At 64.3% G+C, this 14,793-nt stretch carries 17 protein-coding genes; 9 read left to right on the top strand and 8 right to left on the bottom strand.

Annotated features, from left to right (window positions below):
- The first annotated feature begins 11 nt into the window (after positions 1-11).
- From I6N89_RS12505 to I6N89_RS12495, 3 genes are read left to right on the top strand one after another with little or no spacing between them, the layout of a single operon-like run.
- Positions 12-899 (top strand): VOC family protein, encoded by an 888-nt coding sequence (locus I6N89_RS12505; protein WP_207018780.1) that lies wholly within the window; start codon positions 12-14, stop codon positions 897-899.
- Positions 900-935: 36 nt separating this feature from the next.
- Entirely contained in the window at positions 936-1,397 is a 462-nt protein-coding gene (locus I6N89_RS12500) for a cupin domain-containing protein (RefSeq protein ID WP_207018779.1), read from the top strand.
- Positions 1,398-1,420: 23 nt separating this feature from the next.
- A complete protein-coding gene (locus I6N89_RS12495) occupies positions 1,421-1,780 on the top strand; it encodes a nuclear transport factor 2 family protein (protein ID WP_207018778.1) in 360 nt (119 codons plus the stop codon).
- Between the two features lie 274 nt (positions 1,781-2,054).
- On the opposite strand, the gene I6N89_RS12490 is transcribed toward I6N89_RS12495, so the two are convergent.
- From I6N89_RS12490 to I6N89_RS12465, 6 genes are all read right to left on the bottom strand, one after another.
- Positions 2,055-2,759 (bottom strand): GntR family transcriptional regulator, encoded by a 705-nt coding sequence (locus tag I6N89_RS12490; RefSeq protein WP_207018777.1) that lies wholly within the window; start codon positions 2,757-2,759, stop codon positions 2,055-2,057.
- Between the two features lie 100 nt (positions 2,760-2,859).
- Entirely contained in the window at positions 2,860-3,348 is a 489-nt protein-coding gene (locus tag I6N89_RS12485; protein WP_207018776.1) for a VOC family protein, read from the bottom strand.
- 24 nt (positions 3,349-3,372) lie between these two features.
- The gene (locus I6N89_RS12480; protein WP_207018775.1) at positions 3,373-4,125 is read right to left on the bottom strand and encodes an SDR family NAD(P)-dependent oxidoreductase; all 753 of its coding nucleotides are present in this window, start codon (positions 4,123-4,125) and stop codon (positions 3,373-3,375) included.
- Between the two features lie 61 nt (positions 4,126-4,186).
- The gene (locus tag I6N89_RS12475) at positions 4,187-4,930 is read right to left on the bottom strand and encodes an SDR family NAD(P)-dependent oxidoreductase (protein WP_207018774.1); all 744 of its coding nucleotides are present in this window, start codon (positions 4,928-4,930) and stop codon (positions 4,187-4,189) included.
- 333 nt (positions 4,931-5,263) lie between these two features.
- Complete coding sequence (locus I6N89_RS12470; protein ID WP_207018773.1) at positions 5,264-6,100, bottom strand: 4Fe-4S dicluster domain-containing protein; 837 nt, start codon at positions 6,098-6,100, stop codon at positions 5,264-5,266.
- Positions 6,097-9,078, bottom strand: coding sequence for a molybdopterin-dependent oxidoreductase (locus tag I6N89_RS12465; protein WP_207018772.1), 2,982 nt, complete (start codon positions 9,076-9,078; stop codon positions 6,097-6,099). Before I6N89_RS12465 ends, I6N89_RS12470 begins: the two co-directional genes overlap by 4 nt.
- A 291-nt stretch (positions 9,079-9,369) precedes the next feature.
- On the opposite strand from I6N89_RS12465, the gene I6N89_RS12460 reads away from it, so the two are divergent.
- The 4 genes from I6N89_RS12460 to I6N89_RS12445 all read left to right on the top strand — a co-directional run bounded on the left by I6N89_RS12460 (position 9,370) and on the right by I6N89_RS12445 (position 12,857).
- Complete coding sequence (locus I6N89_RS12460) at positions 9,370-10,047, top strand: TetR/AcrR family transcriptional regulator (protein ID WP_207018771.1); 678 nt, start codon at positions 9,370-9,372, stop codon at positions 10,045-10,047.
- 150 nt (positions 10,048-10,197) lie between these two features.
- Complete coding sequence (locus tag I6N89_RS12455) at positions 10,198-10,776, top strand: TetR/AcrR family transcriptional regulator (protein ID WP_207018770.1); 579 nt, start codon at positions 10,198-10,200, stop codon at positions 10,774-10,776.
- Between the two features lie 113 nt (positions 10,777-10,889).
- Positions 10,890-11,507, top strand: coding sequence for an isochorismatase family protein (locus tag I6N89_RS12450; protein ID WP_207018769.1), 618 nt, complete (start codon positions 10,890-10,892; stop codon positions 11,505-11,507).
- A gap of 171 nt (positions 11,508-11,678) precedes the next feature.
- Positions 11,679-12,857 carry an acyl-CoA dehydrogenase family protein gene (locus I6N89_RS12445; RefSeq protein ID WP_207018768.1) on the top strand — a complete coding sequence of 393 codons (1,179 nt, stop codon included), beginning with the start codon at positions 11,679-11,681 and terminating at the stop codon, positions 12,855-12,857.
- A 65-nt stretch (positions 12,858-12,922) separates the two neighbouring features.
- Here I6N89_RS12445 and I6N89_RS12440 read toward each other — a convergent pair whose 3' ends face one another.
- On the bottom strand, positions 12,923-13,537 hold the full coding sequence (locus I6N89_RS12440; RefSeq protein WP_207018767.1) for a TetR/AcrR family transcriptional regulator: 615 nt from the start codon (positions 13,535-13,537) through the stop codon (positions 12,923-12,925).
- A 130-nt stretch (positions 13,538-13,667) separates the two neighbouring features.
- Between I6N89_RS12440 and I6N89_RS12435 the strand changes: the two genes are divergently transcribed.
- Positions 13,668-14,162 (top strand): flavin reductase family protein, encoded by a 495-nt coding sequence (locus I6N89_RS12435; RefSeq protein WP_207018766.1) that lies wholly within the window; start codon positions 13,668-13,670, stop codon positions 14,160-14,162.
- A 337-nt stretch (positions 14,163-14,499) separates the two neighbouring features.
- Positions 14,500-14,703: a hypothetical protein gene (locus tag I6N89_RS12430; RefSeq protein ID WP_207018765.1), complete on the top strand. Its 204-nt coding sequence runs from the start codon at positions 14,500-14,502 to the stop codon at positions 14,701-14,703.
- A 2-nt stretch (positions 14,704-14,705) separates the two neighbouring features.
- Here the strand turns inward: I6N89_RS12430 and I6N89_RS12425 are convergent.
- On the bottom strand, positions 14,706-14,793 hold an 88-nt coding region (locus tag I6N89_RS12425; RefSeq protein ID WP_207018952.1), incomplete at its 5' end, for a transposase domain-containing protein.

Genomic DNA, 14,793 nt, shown 5'->3' with positions numbered 1-14,793 from the left:
GGAGGACACTCATGATCACCGTCAACCGTATCGTCTATGCGGTCTTTGAAACCCCCGATCTGGACGCACAGATCGAGCATTACACCAAAATCATGGGGCTGACGCTCGTCGCGCGCGACAGCGCCGCCGCCTATCTCTCGGCCAGCGCCGATCACCACACGGTGGTGCTGCGCAAGGGGTCGGAAGCCCGCTGCGACACGCTGGGTTTTCAGCTGCCGCCGGGCACCGATCTGGGCGAGTATGCCAGGCAGATCGAGAGCCATGGGCTGAGCGCCAAGCGCCAATCCGATCCGCAGCCCTCGATTTCCGAGGCGCTGGTGTTCAGCGACAACAAGGGCACGAATATCGAGGCCTTCGTCTCGGCCGAGACCGCCAATATCGGGTTTCAGCCGCAGGGCATCGTGCCGAACAAGCTGGGCCATGTGGCCTATAACTGCACCGATGTGCAATCGACGGTGAAATTCTACTGCGAGGTTCTGGGATTTAAGGTCAGCGACTGGATGGGCGATTTCTTTGCCTTCCTGCGCTGCGGCCCGGATCACCACACCATCAATCTGGTGCAGGGGCAGAAGACCAAGATGCACCACATCGCCTTTGAGCTGCGCGACTGGACCCATATCCGCGACGCCTGCGACTGGCTGGCGCAGGACCGCATTCCGCTGGTCTGGGGGCCGGTGCGGCATGGGATCGGGCACAATATCTCGACCTATCACCGCAATGCCGACGGGCAGATCATCGAGCTGTTCTGCGAGCTGGACCGGGTGAATGAGGCGCTGGATTGCTACGATCCGCGCCCCTACCACCAGGAATTTCCGCAAAAGAGCGGCAAGGTCTGGGAGGATATCCAGCTCGGCGCCAATATGTGGGGCACGCCCCCGCCGGAAGGGTTTCTCGACTGAGACGGCCAAACCGACACCAGAGCACAGGAGGAGCATATGTCGGCACCGAAAGAGTATATCGCGGCGGATGCGGGGGAGGTCATTTCCTTTATGGGGATGGATCTCGTCTGGAAGATCGTCAACGAGCCCGAGGGCGAGTTGCTGACCTTTATCCAGGTGGCACCGCCGGGCGGCGGCGTGCCGCTGCACATCCACCACAACGAGGACGAGTATATCTATGTGCTGGAAGGCTCGCTGCGCTTTCAGCTCGGCGACGAGGCGTTCGATGTGGGCGAGGGCGATCACGTCTATATGCCGCGCGGCAAGATCCATGGTTTCCGCATCACCGGCGACAAGACGGCGCGGATTCTCTTCACCCTCGCGATGAAACCCGAGAGCCGCTACGTCGAGATGTTCGAGGGGCTCGTCGGGCTTGCGCCCGAGGATTTCGACAAGGTCGTCGAGGTTTGCGGGCGCAACCAGGTGGAGTTCCTGACGCCGCCGCAACTGCCGGAGTGATCATGAGAGAGGGAGGAGAGATCATGAACGGAAAAGAGCTGGCGGAGACGGTCTTTGGCCGGGTCGACGCGATGAAGCCCGAGGCGTTTGCGGAACTGCTGACGGAGGACGGCTCGTTCACCTTCGGCAATTTCCCGGCGGCGGTCGGCCGCGAGGCGGCGGCGCAGGCGGTGAGCGATTTCTTTGCCGGGATCGACGGGATTCACCATGACATCCAGGATGTCTGGGAAAGCGGTGATACGGTGATCGTGAAGCTGGGGGTGACCTATGACCGCAAGGACGGCCAGTCGATCACCTTGCCCTGTGCCAATATCTGGACCTGCCGGGACGGCAAGATTGCCGATTACCGCATCTATATGGATGTGAATCCGGTCTTTGCGTGAGTGTGTGCCCGGCCCGCATTGCGGGCCGGGTCTTGAAGAGAGCGGTGGGCAGATTGCCCACCCTACATGAGCGGGGAACCGCCTCTCACACATCGCAAGCGACGTGTTGCCGGCAGGCGTTTGCAAGCAAACGCCGAGAGACGCGCCATCGTCATGCCGAAGGCATGCCTCCTGCAAAGTCGCGGGGTGCGTTCCGCCGTGGCGCCACGCCACCGGTCGACGATGGCGCGGCCGACATCAGCACTCGGTGTTTGGGAGCGTCTGGCTCGAGGCCTTACATCTCCGGCGCCTTGCCCTCGTGCAGATCGCTGATCACCGCCTGCGAGGTCGAGCGGTAATGCGCTTCGAGCGCGTCGCAGGCCTCCTCGGCCTCGCGGGCCAGGCAGGCGCTCAGGATGCGCTCGTGTTCCTGCGAGACATCGCGAGTCAGCGCCGCCTCGGCGCTGTGTGCTGTGCGGAAGGCGCGGTAGCGCTCGGACTGATCGAACAGAAGCCCGGCGAGATATTTCAGCCAGCGCGAGCTGCTCGCCGAGAGCAGTTGCATGTGGAAATCCTTGTGCGCCTCGATCCAGTCGAAAGAGCCGGTCTCGCCCGGCTGCGGGATCGGCGTGCGCGAGAGCACATGATAAGCCGCCAGAATCCGCCCCTCCCAGGCGACGTCGCCGGTGGCGATGGCATCGCGCAGCGCCTGCGTCTCGATCAGGATGCGCGTGTTCAGCACGTCCTGCACCTCGTCCTCGTCCAGCGGCGCGACGCGAAAGCCGCGCTGGCTTTCGGCGACGATCAGCCGTTCGGAGGAGAGCCGGGTCAGTGCCTCGCGCAGCGGGCTGATGCCCACCGAATACTGCCCGCGCATCCAGTCGGATTTCAGCACCTTTCCCGGCGGCAGGATGCCGAGGATAATGTCCCAACGGATCCGGTCGTAGACGCTTTCCGCGACGGTTGCCTTGCTGCCGGTCTCGCCGGATTTCTTTTGCATGAGCCTTACCCTTCCAAGCCACCGGCCTGCCGTCCGGAGGACAAACTACACGCGGGGCAATCCGGCAACAACTCCGCATCGCCCCGCGCGGTGGGCCGGGTCAGAAGCTCTGATCGGCGATTGTGGCGAACATCTCCTTCACGGCGCTGTCGAGATAGAGGATTTCGACGAGCGTGCCCTTATCGTCGGGGTGTTCGTAATAGTTGAAGCGGGTGTCGCCAAAGCTGCCCTTCTGCACCGCCTGGAAGCCACGGGCCTCCATCTCCGCCACGGCGGGGTCGAACTCGGTGACCTCGAAGCCGAGGTGATGCACCCCGCCTGTGGGCACGCGTTCGAGATATTCGGCATAGGTCGAGCGCCCGGAGACCGGCATCATCAGCTCGATCTGCATATCGCCCAAATAGCCGAAGGCCATCTCGTAGGAGACCTCCTCCATATTGCCGCGAAACCAGGTCACCTTCGGCTCGGCGGGCAGGGTCATGAAGCGGCCCGTGCCCATGGTGGTCTGCATATAGGCAATGGCGGCCTTCATGTCGGGCACGACAATGCCCATCTGGAACAGCCGCCCGGGCAGGTTTTCATGTGTCATGTTTCTCTCTCCTCCTGTTTCGTTTCAGACGCTGGCATAGCCGCCGTCGATGACCAGCTCCGAACCGATCATGAAGCGGGACTCGTCGGAGGCGAGGTAGAGCACCGCGTTGGCGATCTCCTCCGGCTGCGCCGCGCGGCGCAGCGGTGCGCCGCCGAGCAGCTGGTCGAGCCCTTCCGGCGTGGCAATCAGATCCGCCGTCATCGGGGTCGCGATCACGCCGGGATGCAGCGAGTTCACCCGGATGCCGTCCTCCGCCACCTCGGCGGCGACCGCCTTGGTAAAGAGCCGCACCGCGCCCTTCGAGGCGCAGTAGATGGAAAAGCCGGGCCGGCCCACCATGGCGAAATTCGACGACACGTTAACGATCGCGCCGCCGCCCGTGGTCTTCATATGCGGTATCACCGCCCTCACGCCCATGAAGGTGCCGCGGGCGTTGATATTCATCACGAAATCCCACTGGTCGAGCGTGCAGTCCTCGGCATTGGCGACGGTGTAGACGCCGGCATTGTTCACCAGAATGTCGATCTTGCCGAAGGCGTCGAGGGCCTCGGCCACGACTGCCTCCCAGTCCTCTTCCTTGGAGACGTCATGCTTGCGCACCTTGGCCGTGCCGCCCGCCTCGGTGATGAGGCGCAGGGTTTCGGCCAGCCCCTCCTCGTTGACATCGGTGGCAAAGACCTGCGCGCCCTCGCGGGCCAGCGCGCGGGCATGGGCCTGACCCATGCCGCTGCCGGCGCCGGTGACGATGGCGGATTTTCCCTGAACGCGTCCCATGGCGGTTCTCCTTCCGGTTTCGGTGGATATGTGCCCCGCCGGAGCGGGGCAGGGGGGATGGTCAGACGAAGCGCCAGCCGCCATCCACGAGCAGGGTCTGCCCAGTGACGAAAGCGGCGTCGTCGGAGGCGAGGAACGCCATCGGCCCGACAAGGTCGGCGGGTGTCTCGGTGCGCTTGATCGCCTGTTGCTGTGCCAGCATGTCGAACCATTGCGATTGCGGGCCGCCTTCGGTGGTGGGCGTGCGCACGAGGCCGGGCGCGATGGTGTTCACGGTGATGCCGAACTCGCCGCTTTCCGAGGCGAGGGCGCGTGCAAAGGCGATCAGCCCGGCCTTGGAGGCACTGTAATGGCTGTTATAGGCGAGACCCGAGTGGAAGGTGGTCGAGGAGATCGCGATGATCCGTCCCCAGCCCTTTTCCTTCATGCCCGGCAAAACCGCCTTGGTCAGATGAAAGATCGAGTCGAGATTGATTGTCAGCACCCGGCGCCAGTCGTCAAAGGACATTTCTTCGAAAAGCTGCGCCGGATAGATACCGGCGTTGTGGACGAGGATGTCGCAGCCGCCCATCTCGTCGGCAACCTGCTGGCCCATCGCGGCGATGCTCTCGCCCGAGGACATGTCGCAATGGATGGCCAGCGCCTTGACGCCCAGCTTTTCCGCCTCTGCCACGACCTCTTCTGCCGGGGCGATATCGGCGATCACCACATTGGCGCCCTCTTCGGCAAGGCGCATGACAAACGCCTTCCCGATACCATTGGCACCGCCGGTGACAATGGCTGTCTTACCCTTAAGACCCTTCATGTTTTCCTCCCAGAATTGCCGGCCTCCTCCTCCGGGGCCGGGAGAGATGCGTTGGTCGCCGCATCTCCATATTTTCCAAAATTGTAATTTAATGGAAAATTGTCAATCCCGATCTTGGGTAGGCGGGTACGACACCGAGCCCGACCGTTCTGGAACGGTCGGGCCGGGAAGTGGATTTTCTTTGATATCAAAGCTTTGTGCCGGCTGACATATCGCCGGATGAGAGCCGGGCGCATCGGGCTCTGTGCGGCGGGAATCTGCCCGTACCCTGCTGGGCAGGCGCGATCCGATGGGAATCACGCACGCCTGGCCTTGGGCAGGGCCTGCGTCTGTTCAGAGGCGGATTTCGACCGGATGCGGGTGCGACAGCTCCAGCGGAACCGTTTTTTCCGCGCCGTCCGGTGTCGAGAGGCGCAGCTCGATCCGGTTGACCTGCGGCGGGATCTCGGCAAAGGCGAACTCGCCGAATCCGTTGGTCACGGTGCGTGCCCGTTCCTTGCCGTCCTCGTGCAAGGCAACGGTGATGCCCGCCGCGCAGTCAGGCCGCCCGTCTGTCTCCTGCAAGACCGTGCCGGCCACAAGCGCATGGGTGAGCCGCTGCATGTTCTTGTAATAGACCCTCGGTTTCGCTGCCTCCATGCCGGGAAAAACCTCAAGCCCGTCACGCGCCACCCGCTGCGCCAGCGCGTCATTGTCGAGCTTTGCGCATTGCAGCGCCGAGGTCGGGCAGGCCTGCACGGCGCGCGGCATCTCCCATCCTGTATCGAGCAGATGTGCGTCGAAGCTCCACAGATGCGCCGCACCCGTGCCTGCGTCGCGCCGGATCATGCCGAGGGGGCAGAGCGCCTCCAGCCCCGGTGCGTGTGCCTGTTCCGGGTCGAGCAGCACGATCCCGTCTTCGCGCTTGCGCAGCGCGCCGGTGGTGTCGGCCTTGAGACAGGGGGCATCGTCGCAATGGCCGCACATGCGCGGCACATAGGTCAGCTCGACCTGCGTACCGCTGCCGCGCTGATGCTTGTCTATGCGGATCGTGTCGACCCCGGCGCCGCTCTGGGCGGCGGAATAGCCGGGGAAGTCGTTGCCGATATGCTCGTCCTTGGTGGCCAGCACGCAGTTGTGGCAGTTCACGCAAAGATCGAGATCCACGGTCAGGGTCCATTTCGCGCTCATGCGGCGGCCTCCTCGGTGGCGTTCACATCCGCCCAGCGGGTGATCTGGATGAGACAGTTATTGGGGGTGATCCCGTCGGCCATGCGGCTCATGGTCCGGGCGGGGGTCAGCAGGTTGAGGCATCCGCCGCGATCCACCGGCCCGTCAGGCGTGTCGACGGGATCGTATTCGGCGCAGGATTCCCAGGAGCCGATCACCCCGCGCGCCATCAGCGGCGTCACCCGCGCGGCGCAGAGCACGGCGCCCCGGTCGTTATGCACCTTGACCAGCTCGCCGTCGGCGACGCCGCGCGCGGCGGCATCCTCGGGGTTCATCCGCACGATCCAGTAGCGGTGGCCGTCGACCAACACGCGGTGATCGGCGATCTCGTTGACCGCGCTGTTCTTGCCGTCCGACTGGGTGTGGAAGCTGTAGCGCGGATGCGCGGTGATGAGTTGCAGGGGCCAGGGCGAGTCTCCGGCCTTGGTCGTCGTGTTGGGCGGGCGCATGTAGCGGTTGACCGCGGGGCGTGCCGGGTCGAGATCGCCCAGCCGTTTCAGCGAGCCGGGCACAAACTCGAACTTGCCCGATTGGGTGCCGAGCCCTTGCCCGAAGCCCTGGCTGTAGACCGCCGGAAGCGGGTTCGGTTCGGGCAGGTTCTTGGTGCGGCCCTCGGCGAACCAGCGCATATCCACCTCCTGCTGCGCATGATCGGCGGGGGTGGGCACGATGTAGTAGCCCTTCTTGAGAAACGCCTTCCAGCTGATCTTGTCCGCCAGATCGGTCGACTCGAAGATCCGCTTGCACCAGGTCAGATCGGAACAGCCGCCCTCGGTGAACATCGCGCCCATGCCGAGCCGTGTCAGGATCCCGGCAAAGATCTGGTAGTCGGATTTCGACTCGCCCAGCGGCTCGATGGCCTTGTGCTGCATCACGATCACGCGGTGATTGAGCTGGCTCTGGTTGTGATGGATATAGCCCGCGCAATTGGCGCTTTCCGAGATGTCGTCGCGCTCGAAAGAGGTGCAGGCGGGCAGGATGATATCGGCGAACTGCGCCTCGTTCTCCATCCAGATCGCCTGCGTGACGACCGTTTCGAGACTCTCGTGGCGATAGGCCTCGACCATGCGGTTCGAGCCCGGCACCGTGCCCAGCGACGAGGCGCCGTAGCGGTAATACATATGCACGGGCGAAAAGCCGGGGCGCGGGTATTCCATCTTGACGAACTGGCCCTCGGCCGAGAACCCGTCCCAGTAGTAGCCCTCGGCCTTGCCGGTCACGATGGCATCGGCCAGCCGCTGGCGCGGGATCGCCTGTTTCACCGGGTTGATGGTGACGATATGCGGCATGCGCACATAGTTGTGCATGACGCTGGCACTGTTGACCACGTCGCCCGAGATGCCGCCATCCGCATAGCCGGGGAAGTAGAAATTGTAATCCTGCGGTGCGCCCATCTGGAGGTTGCCGAAATTGATCCCTGGCTTGCCCCAGCCCTGCATCGCCATCAGCATGACCATGGCGCGCGCCCATTGCGCGCCGCCGCCGCCCCGGCAGGGCCCGCCGAACCCGGCGCCAAGGCCCCCGGCGGCGAGATAGGTCTTTTTCCCCGCCCATTGCCTGGCCAGCGCGCGGGCCACATGGGCGGGCACGCCGGTTTCCTCTTCCTGCCATTCGGGGGTTTTCGGCACGCCGTCCTCGTGGCCCAGCACATAGGCCTCCCATTCGTCAAAGCCGGTGGTGCGGGTGGCGACATAGTCCTTGTCGTAGCTGCCGCTCTCCATCCATTCATGCATGATCGCGATGGCCAGCGCCGCGTCGGTGCCCGGGCGGACCGGCACCCAGGTGCCGCCCAAGAGCTGCGCGGTGGCGGTCTTGTGCGGGTCGATATGGATGAACTCGATCCCCAGCTCCTTGGCCCAGAGCCGCCGCTCGGTGCCTTCGAACCCGGCATAGATCCCATTGGTCGTCTCCGGGTCGCTGCCCCAGAAAACGATCTGCTCGGCATGATCGAGGCAATCCTGCACCGTGCCGTAAAAGCCCGGCAGGCCGAGCCGGATGCTGTTGCCGAAATGATGGGTCGCGCCCCAGTACCAGCCTTCCCAGCTGATCGGGCTGAACTCGACCCGCGTCGCGCCGATGAGGTTGGAAAAGCGCAGAAGCGCGCTCAGCCAGTAGTTGAGATTGCCCCATTGGTGATGCGCGGGAGGTGCCGCGGCGATGGCGCCGGGGCCGTACTCGGTCTTCATCCGGCGGATTTCCGAGGCGACGAGGTCGAAGGCCTCGTCCCAGCTGATCCGCTCATAGCCGGATTTGCCGCGGTTCTGAGGGTTGCGCTCGCCGTTCGGATCCCAGTCGACCCGCTTCATCGGGTGGAGGATGCGCTTGTCGGAATAGACCTGGCTTTTCATCCCCAGCGCATGCGGGCTGAGCGTTGCCTGACGGCGTGGGGTGAAGCTGCGCCCGCGCGCCTCCAGCGTCCAGCTTTCGGCGTCGTCCTCGGCGAGGTCGATGGGCGTGGTCCGCAGGATCTTGCCGTCTTTCACATAGACGAAGAGCGGCCCGCCATTGGTGAGGTTGGTATAGCGCATGGTGCCGTCGGGCATCTTGGTGCCGCGCTTCATGCTGGCGGTGTTGATCGTATCGACGAGCTGGCCGAACCAGAGCAGCACCGCGTCGTCGCCGGTCTGGGTGATCTTGAAGTTCTTCAGCGCGTCGATGAGGAAGGCGTAATCCGTCTTGGGCTGGAGCATCTTCAGCGCCGTGGATGTGTCCATGAAGACGATCTCGGCATCGGGCGCCTCATGCCGCCCCCAACCGGCGGTGATCTTGCCTTTTTTGAAGGTGATGTGGCGGCTGAGGCTGCCGTCGCGCAGGCGCAGCTGCACCGTGTGATTGCCGGTTTCCAGATGTGCCTTCACCGGATCGAGCAGCCGGGCGGCCAGCCGCACGGCCCCCGGAAGCGCGGACAGAATCGTCCTGAGCTTGAGCGTTTGGGTCATTGATGTCCTTCCTCCCTCGTCCCCGCCGCCGGCTCCTTGACTGGGTCGGCGCGGGTCCGTCTCCCGCCTGACTTTCAAAATGAACTTGAAGGTCAGTATGACTTTAGGCTCGCACTGGCGTGACGATCCGTCAAACAATTTCTTTATTTTGTTGTTTTTTGGAAAATATCAGCAGCTTGGGGATACAGCGCTGTGCGCCCTTGCTGGCAGGCGTCGCGAATCCCGCCCCGATGGACCCTCGTGGCGGCATGGCTTATGAGAGGTCGAAGCGAGCGGAGAGCAGGCGCGGCGATGGGCGAGGAACAACCGGAAAAGCACGATCACCGCCCGCGCGTCGCGCAGATGCGGCGCGAACGGCGGCGGCAGCAGATCCTCTCGGTGGTCGGCGCGCATTACCCTGGCCCGAAGGAAATCCCGGCGACGCTGGACGACATCCTCAAGGTGGCGAGCATCTCGAAGGGCACGTTCTACAAGTATTTCCCGTCGCTAGAAGATGCGGTCTCTGCCCATGGCGCGGATCTGGCGCGGCAGATGATCCTCGATATGGAAGAGGTCTACAGCCCGCTGTCCGCGCCGGTCGAGCGGGTGGCGATGGGGTTTCAGCTGTTTCTCTATCGCGGTTTGAGCGACCGCAGCTTTGCCGCCTTCACCAGCCATATTCAGGAGCTGCCGCAGGACAACCTCTTGCTGCAATACATCCTCGCCGATCTCCGCGAGGGGCGGGCCCGTGGTGCTTTCCGCATCACGGATGTGGACAACGCCGCCTGGATCTGCGTCGGCATCACATTTGCCGCTCTCAAGCGCATTGCCGGCGGGGCAGGGGGCGAGGGGTTTATTCACGAGACGGTAACGATGCTGCTGCGTGCGCTCGGCGCGGAAGAGGCTGCAATCGGGGCGGCGTTGGACAGGACGGGTGCTGCACTCAATGCGCGCGGGCCGGCGGTGTTTTCCTGGTGGCGATCAGACTGAGACGCTATCACGAACCCGTGATGTCGCTCGGTCGATTTATTGTGGACCATTCAGTCCGGAATCATTATCCCTGTTACCAGAAGAGATGCCCGTCTCTGGACCCGGTCCTGTCGCGGGCGTAGGGTCGCGGGACGGCAGAGGACAACACCCATGGCGCGGCCACAGGCATACAACACACAGCAGGTGCTCGACGCGGCGCTCACGGTTTTCTGGACCAAGGGCTACGACGCAACCTCGCTTCAGGATCTGCTTGCGGCGACCAAACTGAGCAAGAGCAGCCTTTATGGCGGGTTCGGCGACAAGCACGGGCTGTTCCTTGCCGCCTTCGATACCTATCGCGAGGCGCGGCGGTCCGAGATGCTGCGCTATCTGTCGCAAGACAGCGCGCGTGCCGGCATCGAGGCGTTCTTTCGCTCTGTCATCGGTGCTGTGGAGGTGGGAGACGTTTCGCGCGGCTGCATGAGCGTGAACCAGGCGGTGGAAATGTCGCCGCATGATCCGGTGGTGCATACGCGGGTCGAGTCGGATTTTCGCTTTATCGAGGAGCACTTTGCCGAGGCCGTGGCGCGCGGGCAGGCAGCGGGCGAGATCAACGCCGCGCATGATCCTAGGCGCTTGGGGCGGATGCTGCTGACCGCCTTCGCCGGTTTTCAGGTGCTGGCGCGCGCGCGCTGTGCCCACCCCGCGCTCGAAGACGCGCTCGCGGCCTATCTGGGCGCGCTCGACTAAAAATTTGGCCATTGTGGACCGATAGGTCCATTTGGCGCGACATCCCCGCCGGGTCTGTGAGCCGCCCGGACGGGGCCTGAAACCCTGCGCTCACGACAAGGAAGGAAAGCATTATGAGCAATGAGAGACTGACCCCGGAAAACGCCGCCGTCCTGCTGGTGGATCACCAGACTGGCCTGTCCAACGGTGTGCAGGACCAGAGCGTCCCGGAATTTCTGACCGCCGTCGAAGGGCTCGCCAAGACGGCGAAGTCTTTTGGCCTGCCGACGGTGATCACCACTTCTGCCGAGGACGGGCCGAATGGCCCGGTGCTGCCGGTCATCACCGGCCATCTGCCGGACGCGCCGGTGATCCAGCGCCCCGGCGAGATCAACGCCTGGGACAATGCCGATTTCGTTGCCGAGGTCGAAAAGACCGGGCGCAAGAAGCTGATCGTGGCGGGTGTCTCGACCGAGGTCTGCGTGGCCTTCGTGGCGCTCTCGGCAGTGCAGGCGGGCTATGACGTCTACGCGGTGATCGACGCGTCGGGCACCTGGAACAAGCTGGTGCAGGAAGTCGCCGTCGCCCGCATGGTGCAGGGCGGTGTCAAGCCGATCACCTGGGTCGCGGTGGCCGCCGAGTTGCAGGCCGACTGGCGCAAGCCCACCGGGCAGGCGCTGGCCGAAAACATGGGCGCGCATCTGCCGTTTTACGGCAACCTGATCGCCAGCTTCATGGCCGCCAAGGGGTGACGCTTCGCAGCCCTTTGCGGAAGGCATCGCGTGTGCCTTCCGCATCTGCCGCATCCCGAGGGGCAAAAAATCTATTGCGCGATCATCTTCTCCCGCCTAACTTCGGAATCGCTACAGGTGTAGCGTTTTGCCCCGATGGCGGCTGGCCTCGGGCAGATTTGGGAGGAGACTATGAACCAGCAATTCACCGACACTGTCGGATCCATGACGCTTGTCCAAAACGCAGAGGCGGCGGCGGATCCCATCGCGGCGAGCGCGCCCGAGACGCTGCAATTGCGGCGCCCGGCGGATGCCGCCGTCGAGGCGATCTTTGCCGGCGGGCTCGAAAAGATGACGCTGCCCCGGTCTTACGGCGGCAGCCAGGCCACGACCAGCGAGCAGCTTGAAACCTATGCGGCGCTGGCCGAGGCCGATGCCTCGGCGTCGTGGGTGGCCTGCATCTACAACGCCGTGGGGCACATGATCTGCGCCTTTGGCGATCAGGCGATCGAGGAGGTCCTCGCCAGCGACAAGCCGCGCTCTGCCGGGGTGTTCGCCCCCAGCGGCAAGGGCCGTCGCACCGAGGGCGGCTATCTGGTTACCGGGCGGTATGCCTTTGCCTCGGGCCAGCATCACGCCGGCTGGATCTTTGCGCCGATGATGCCGGAGGAGGGTGGCCCGCCCATCGCCTGCCTGATCCCCAAGGAGGCCTTTGAGGTCGAGGACGACTGGCATGTCTCGGGCTTCATCGGCACCGGCTCGAACGCGGTGCGGCTGCCGGAAACCTTTGTGCCCGATCACCGCACCGTGCCCTTCATGGATATCGTGCACGGCAAGGGCCGGCCTTCGTCGATCTCGGAAAATCCGTATTACCGGCAGCCCTTCGTGCCGATCATGTGCGCCGTCTCGACGGGCACGCCGCTGGGGCTGGCGCGCAAGGCGCTGCGGCTCTTCAAGGAGCGGATCGGCAAGCGCGGCATCACCTATACCAGCTATTCCAAACAGTCCGAGGCGGCGGTCACGCATCTGCAATTGGCCGAGGCGACGGCGAAGCTGGATCAGGCGGAATTCCATGCCGCGCGGCTGACCGGGATCGTCGATGAGCATATGGCCACCGGCGCGGCGTGGGATATGGAAACCCGCGTGCGCTGCCGCTCGGACATTGCCTGGACGATCAAGCTTGCCCGCGAGGTCTGCGAGATCGTCGAGCAGGGCTCGGGTGCGAGTGCGATCCATCTCAAGGATCCGCTGCCGGCGATCCTGCGCGATATCCGTACGATCTCGGTCCATGCCTTCCTGCTGTTCAGCACCAATGCCGAGCTCTATGGCCGGGTGCTGGCCGGGATGGAGCCCGATATCCCCTTCGTCTAAGCGGGGCTCCCCACCGGTGTCGGGGTGTGTGGCGGCGGGTGCGTGCCAGCCACACGCCCCGTTTCTTAGCTGCGGGGCGCGACGTGTTCGGCGTCGAGCCAGCGCATCAGCATGTCTTCGACATCGCGGGCATCCACGGCGATCTCGGGATGCAGGAGGTAATCATGGCAGAGCCCGTCAATGGCAGAGACCAGCAGCGTCGCCTGTGCCTCGGGGGCGGGAAACCCGTCCGCCTCCAGCGCCCGCGCCACGATACCGTTGAGCTGCTTGCGGCCAGCGATCAGCGCATCATGCACGGCCGGGCGGCGCAGCCCTTCGAGCGAGAGCTCGTAGCGGGCGAGCTGGCGGGTGCGGCCCCTGACCCAGTGGCGCAGCGCATTGGCCAGAACCCGCGCGATGCGGCGCCGGGTGATAGGGCCGTCGGTCTCGGCGGCACCGCGCCAGGCGTCGATATCGGAGACCTCGACCTCGATCAGCCGCTGCACCACCGCCGTCAGCAGCGCGTCGCGGGTGCGGAAATAGCGGCTCGTCGTGCCCTCGGGCCAGCTCAGGTGCAGGTCCACCGCGCGATGGGTGAGCCCGCGGCTGCCCTTGCTGGCCAGCACCTCGATTGCGGCATCGCCGATCATCGTCACGCGTTCGCCCGACGCGGGGCGCGTCTTTGCCGGGTCTGCCTGCATCTTTCGTCCTTTCCCGCCATGCGGCCTTTATTTCGGGCCGTGCGGCACTGCCGTCCCCGTTGTACCCCAGCGGACCGGCAAGACAACACATAGGCCGGCACTGTGCGGCCCGATCCCGACAGGAGGGTTCATGATCCCGAAAGAACAGTTTCTCAAGGCCATGGGGGCGTTTCCCAGCGGCGTGACGATTGTCACCACAACCGATGCGGACGGGCGGTGGCGGGGCTTTACCGCCAGCGCCTTCTGCTCCGTCTCGGCCGACCCGCCGCTGGTGCTGGTCTGTCTGGCCGACAGCGCCGACTGCCACGCGGCGTTTCAGGCCGCCGGGCGCTGGAATATCCATATCGTCGATGCGGCGCATACCGAGCTTGCCATGCGCTTCGCCCGGCGCGGCGCCGAGAAATTCGGCGGCAACGCTTTTGAGGCCGATATCCACGGCATCCCTAAGCTGCGCGGTGCCTTTGTCACGCTGCACTGCGCGCGCCACGCCGCTCATGAAAGCGGCGATCATACGATCCTGGTGGGGCGGGTCGACGCCGCCGAGGTCAGCGAAGGCGCGCCGGTCTACTACTACCAGCGCGGGTTTCACCCGGTTGCCTCCGCAGCGGCTCAGGCGCTGGAGTAAGCGCGCGATTCCTCCCTGCCGCGTGGGGCGGGCGGGGAGGTTCGAGCAAAAACACGCATGATTTCTCAGCAACTCAACATTCATAAAAGGAATAGTTTCGTAATTTCGGAGCCTTGGAGGTGGGTCTCGCGCCGACCTTAAAATTCCAATTTGTGAAATTCGTTGCGCAATAAAGAAATTGTGATTACGGTTTTTGGGGCGCCGGCCGTTCGTGGGAGGGGTAATTCAGGCCGAACGAGTGCAAATCGCGTGTGGGTGAGGTGGAGACAGCCACACACGATGTCCGATGGCAGCATATCGCAACCGAGGGGCATGGCGCTGAAATGGGAGGAGCAACATGAGAAAATTGAATAAGGCGCTTGCGGGCGCGGCCATTTGGTGCGCGGCCTGCGCCGCCGCGCCTGCCTGGGCGACGAACGGCACGTATCTGACCGGTTTCGGCACTAAGGCGCAGGGCATGGCGGGGGTCTCGCTGGCCTTTCCGCAGGATGCGCTGGCCGCCGCCAACAACCGTAACCGACCGGTTGATACCGTCGCCTGATCCTACGACTTCCAGTTCCACGGGAGCAGTTCGTCGAGGCGGTTGATCTTGTGATCGTGGATACGGTCGAGGACATCAGCAAGCCACGCT

This window comes from Salipiger abyssi (assembly GCF_017311415.1).
GTDB lineage: Bacteria > Pseudomonadota > Alphaproteobacteria > Rhodobacterales > Rhodobacteraceae > Salipiger > Salipiger abyssi_A.
This window is presented reverse-complemented; position numbering and strand designations above follow the sequence as displayed.

Excerpts from the sequence above, each read along its gene's own strand:
- I6N89_RS12505 (WP_207018780.1), top strand. The coding sequence starts at position 12 with ATGATCACCGTCAACCGTATCGTCTATGCGGTCTTTGAAACCCCCGAT.
- I6N89_RS12500 (WP_207018779.1), top strand. The coding sequence starts at position 936 with ATGTCGGCACCGAAAGAGTATATCGCGGCGGATGCGGGGGAGGTCATT.
- I6N89_RS12495 (WP_207018778.1), top strand. The coding sequence starts at position 1,421 with ATGAACGGAAAAGAGCTGGCGGAGACGGTCTTTGGCCGGGTCGACGCG.
- I6N89_RS12490 (WP_207018777.1), bottom strand. The coding sequence starts at position 2,759 with ATGCAAAAGAAATCCGGCGAGACCGGCAGCAAGGCAACCGTCGCGGAA.
- I6N89_RS12485 (WP_207018776.1), bottom strand. The coding sequence starts at position 3,348 with ATGACACATGAAAACCTGCCCGGGCGGCTGTTCCAGATGGGCATTGTC.
- I6N89_RS12480 (WP_207018775.1), bottom strand. The coding sequence starts at position 4,125 with ATGGGACGCGTTCAGGGAAAATCCGCCATCGTCACCGGCGCCGGCAGC.
- I6N89_RS12475 (WP_207018774.1), bottom strand. The coding sequence starts at position 4,930 with ATGAAGGGTCTTAAGGGTAAGACAGCCATTGTCACCGGCGGTGCCAAT.
- I6N89_RS12470 (WP_207018773.1), bottom strand. The coding sequence starts at position 6,100 with ATGAGCGCGAAATGGACCCTGACCGTGGATCTCGATCTTTGCGTGAAC.
- I6N89_RS12465 (WP_207018772.1), bottom strand. The coding sequence starts at position 9,078 with ATGACCCAAACGCTCAAGCTCAGGACGATTCTGTCCGCGCTTCCGGGG.
- I6N89_RS12460 (WP_207018771.1), top strand. The coding sequence starts at position 9,370 with ATGGGCGAGGAACAACCGGAAAAGCACGATCACCGCCCGCGCGTCGCG.
- I6N89_RS12455 (WP_207018770.1), top strand. The coding sequence starts at position 10,198 with ATGGCGCGGCCACAGGCATACAACACACAGCAGGTGCTCGACGCGGCG.
- I6N89_RS12450 (WP_207018769.1), top strand. The coding sequence starts at position 10,890 with ATGAGCAATGAGAGACTGACCCCGGAAAACGCCGCCGTCCTGCTGGTG.
- I6N89_RS12445 (WP_207018768.1), top strand. The coding sequence starts at position 11,679 with ATGAACCAGCAATTCACCGACACTGTCGGATCCATGACGCTTGTCCAA.
- I6N89_RS12440 (WP_207018767.1), bottom strand. The coding sequence starts at position 13,537 with ATGCAGGCAGACCCGGCAAAGACGCGCCCCGCGTCGGGCGAACGCGTG.
- I6N89_RS12435 (WP_207018766.1), top strand. The coding sequence starts at position 13,668 with ATGATCCCGAAAGAACAGTTTCTCAAGGCCATGGGGGCGTTTCCCAGC.
- I6N89_RS12430 (WP_207018765.1), top strand. The coding sequence starts at position 14,500 with ATGAGAAAATTGAATAAGGCGCTTGCGGGCGCGGCCATTTGGTGCGCG.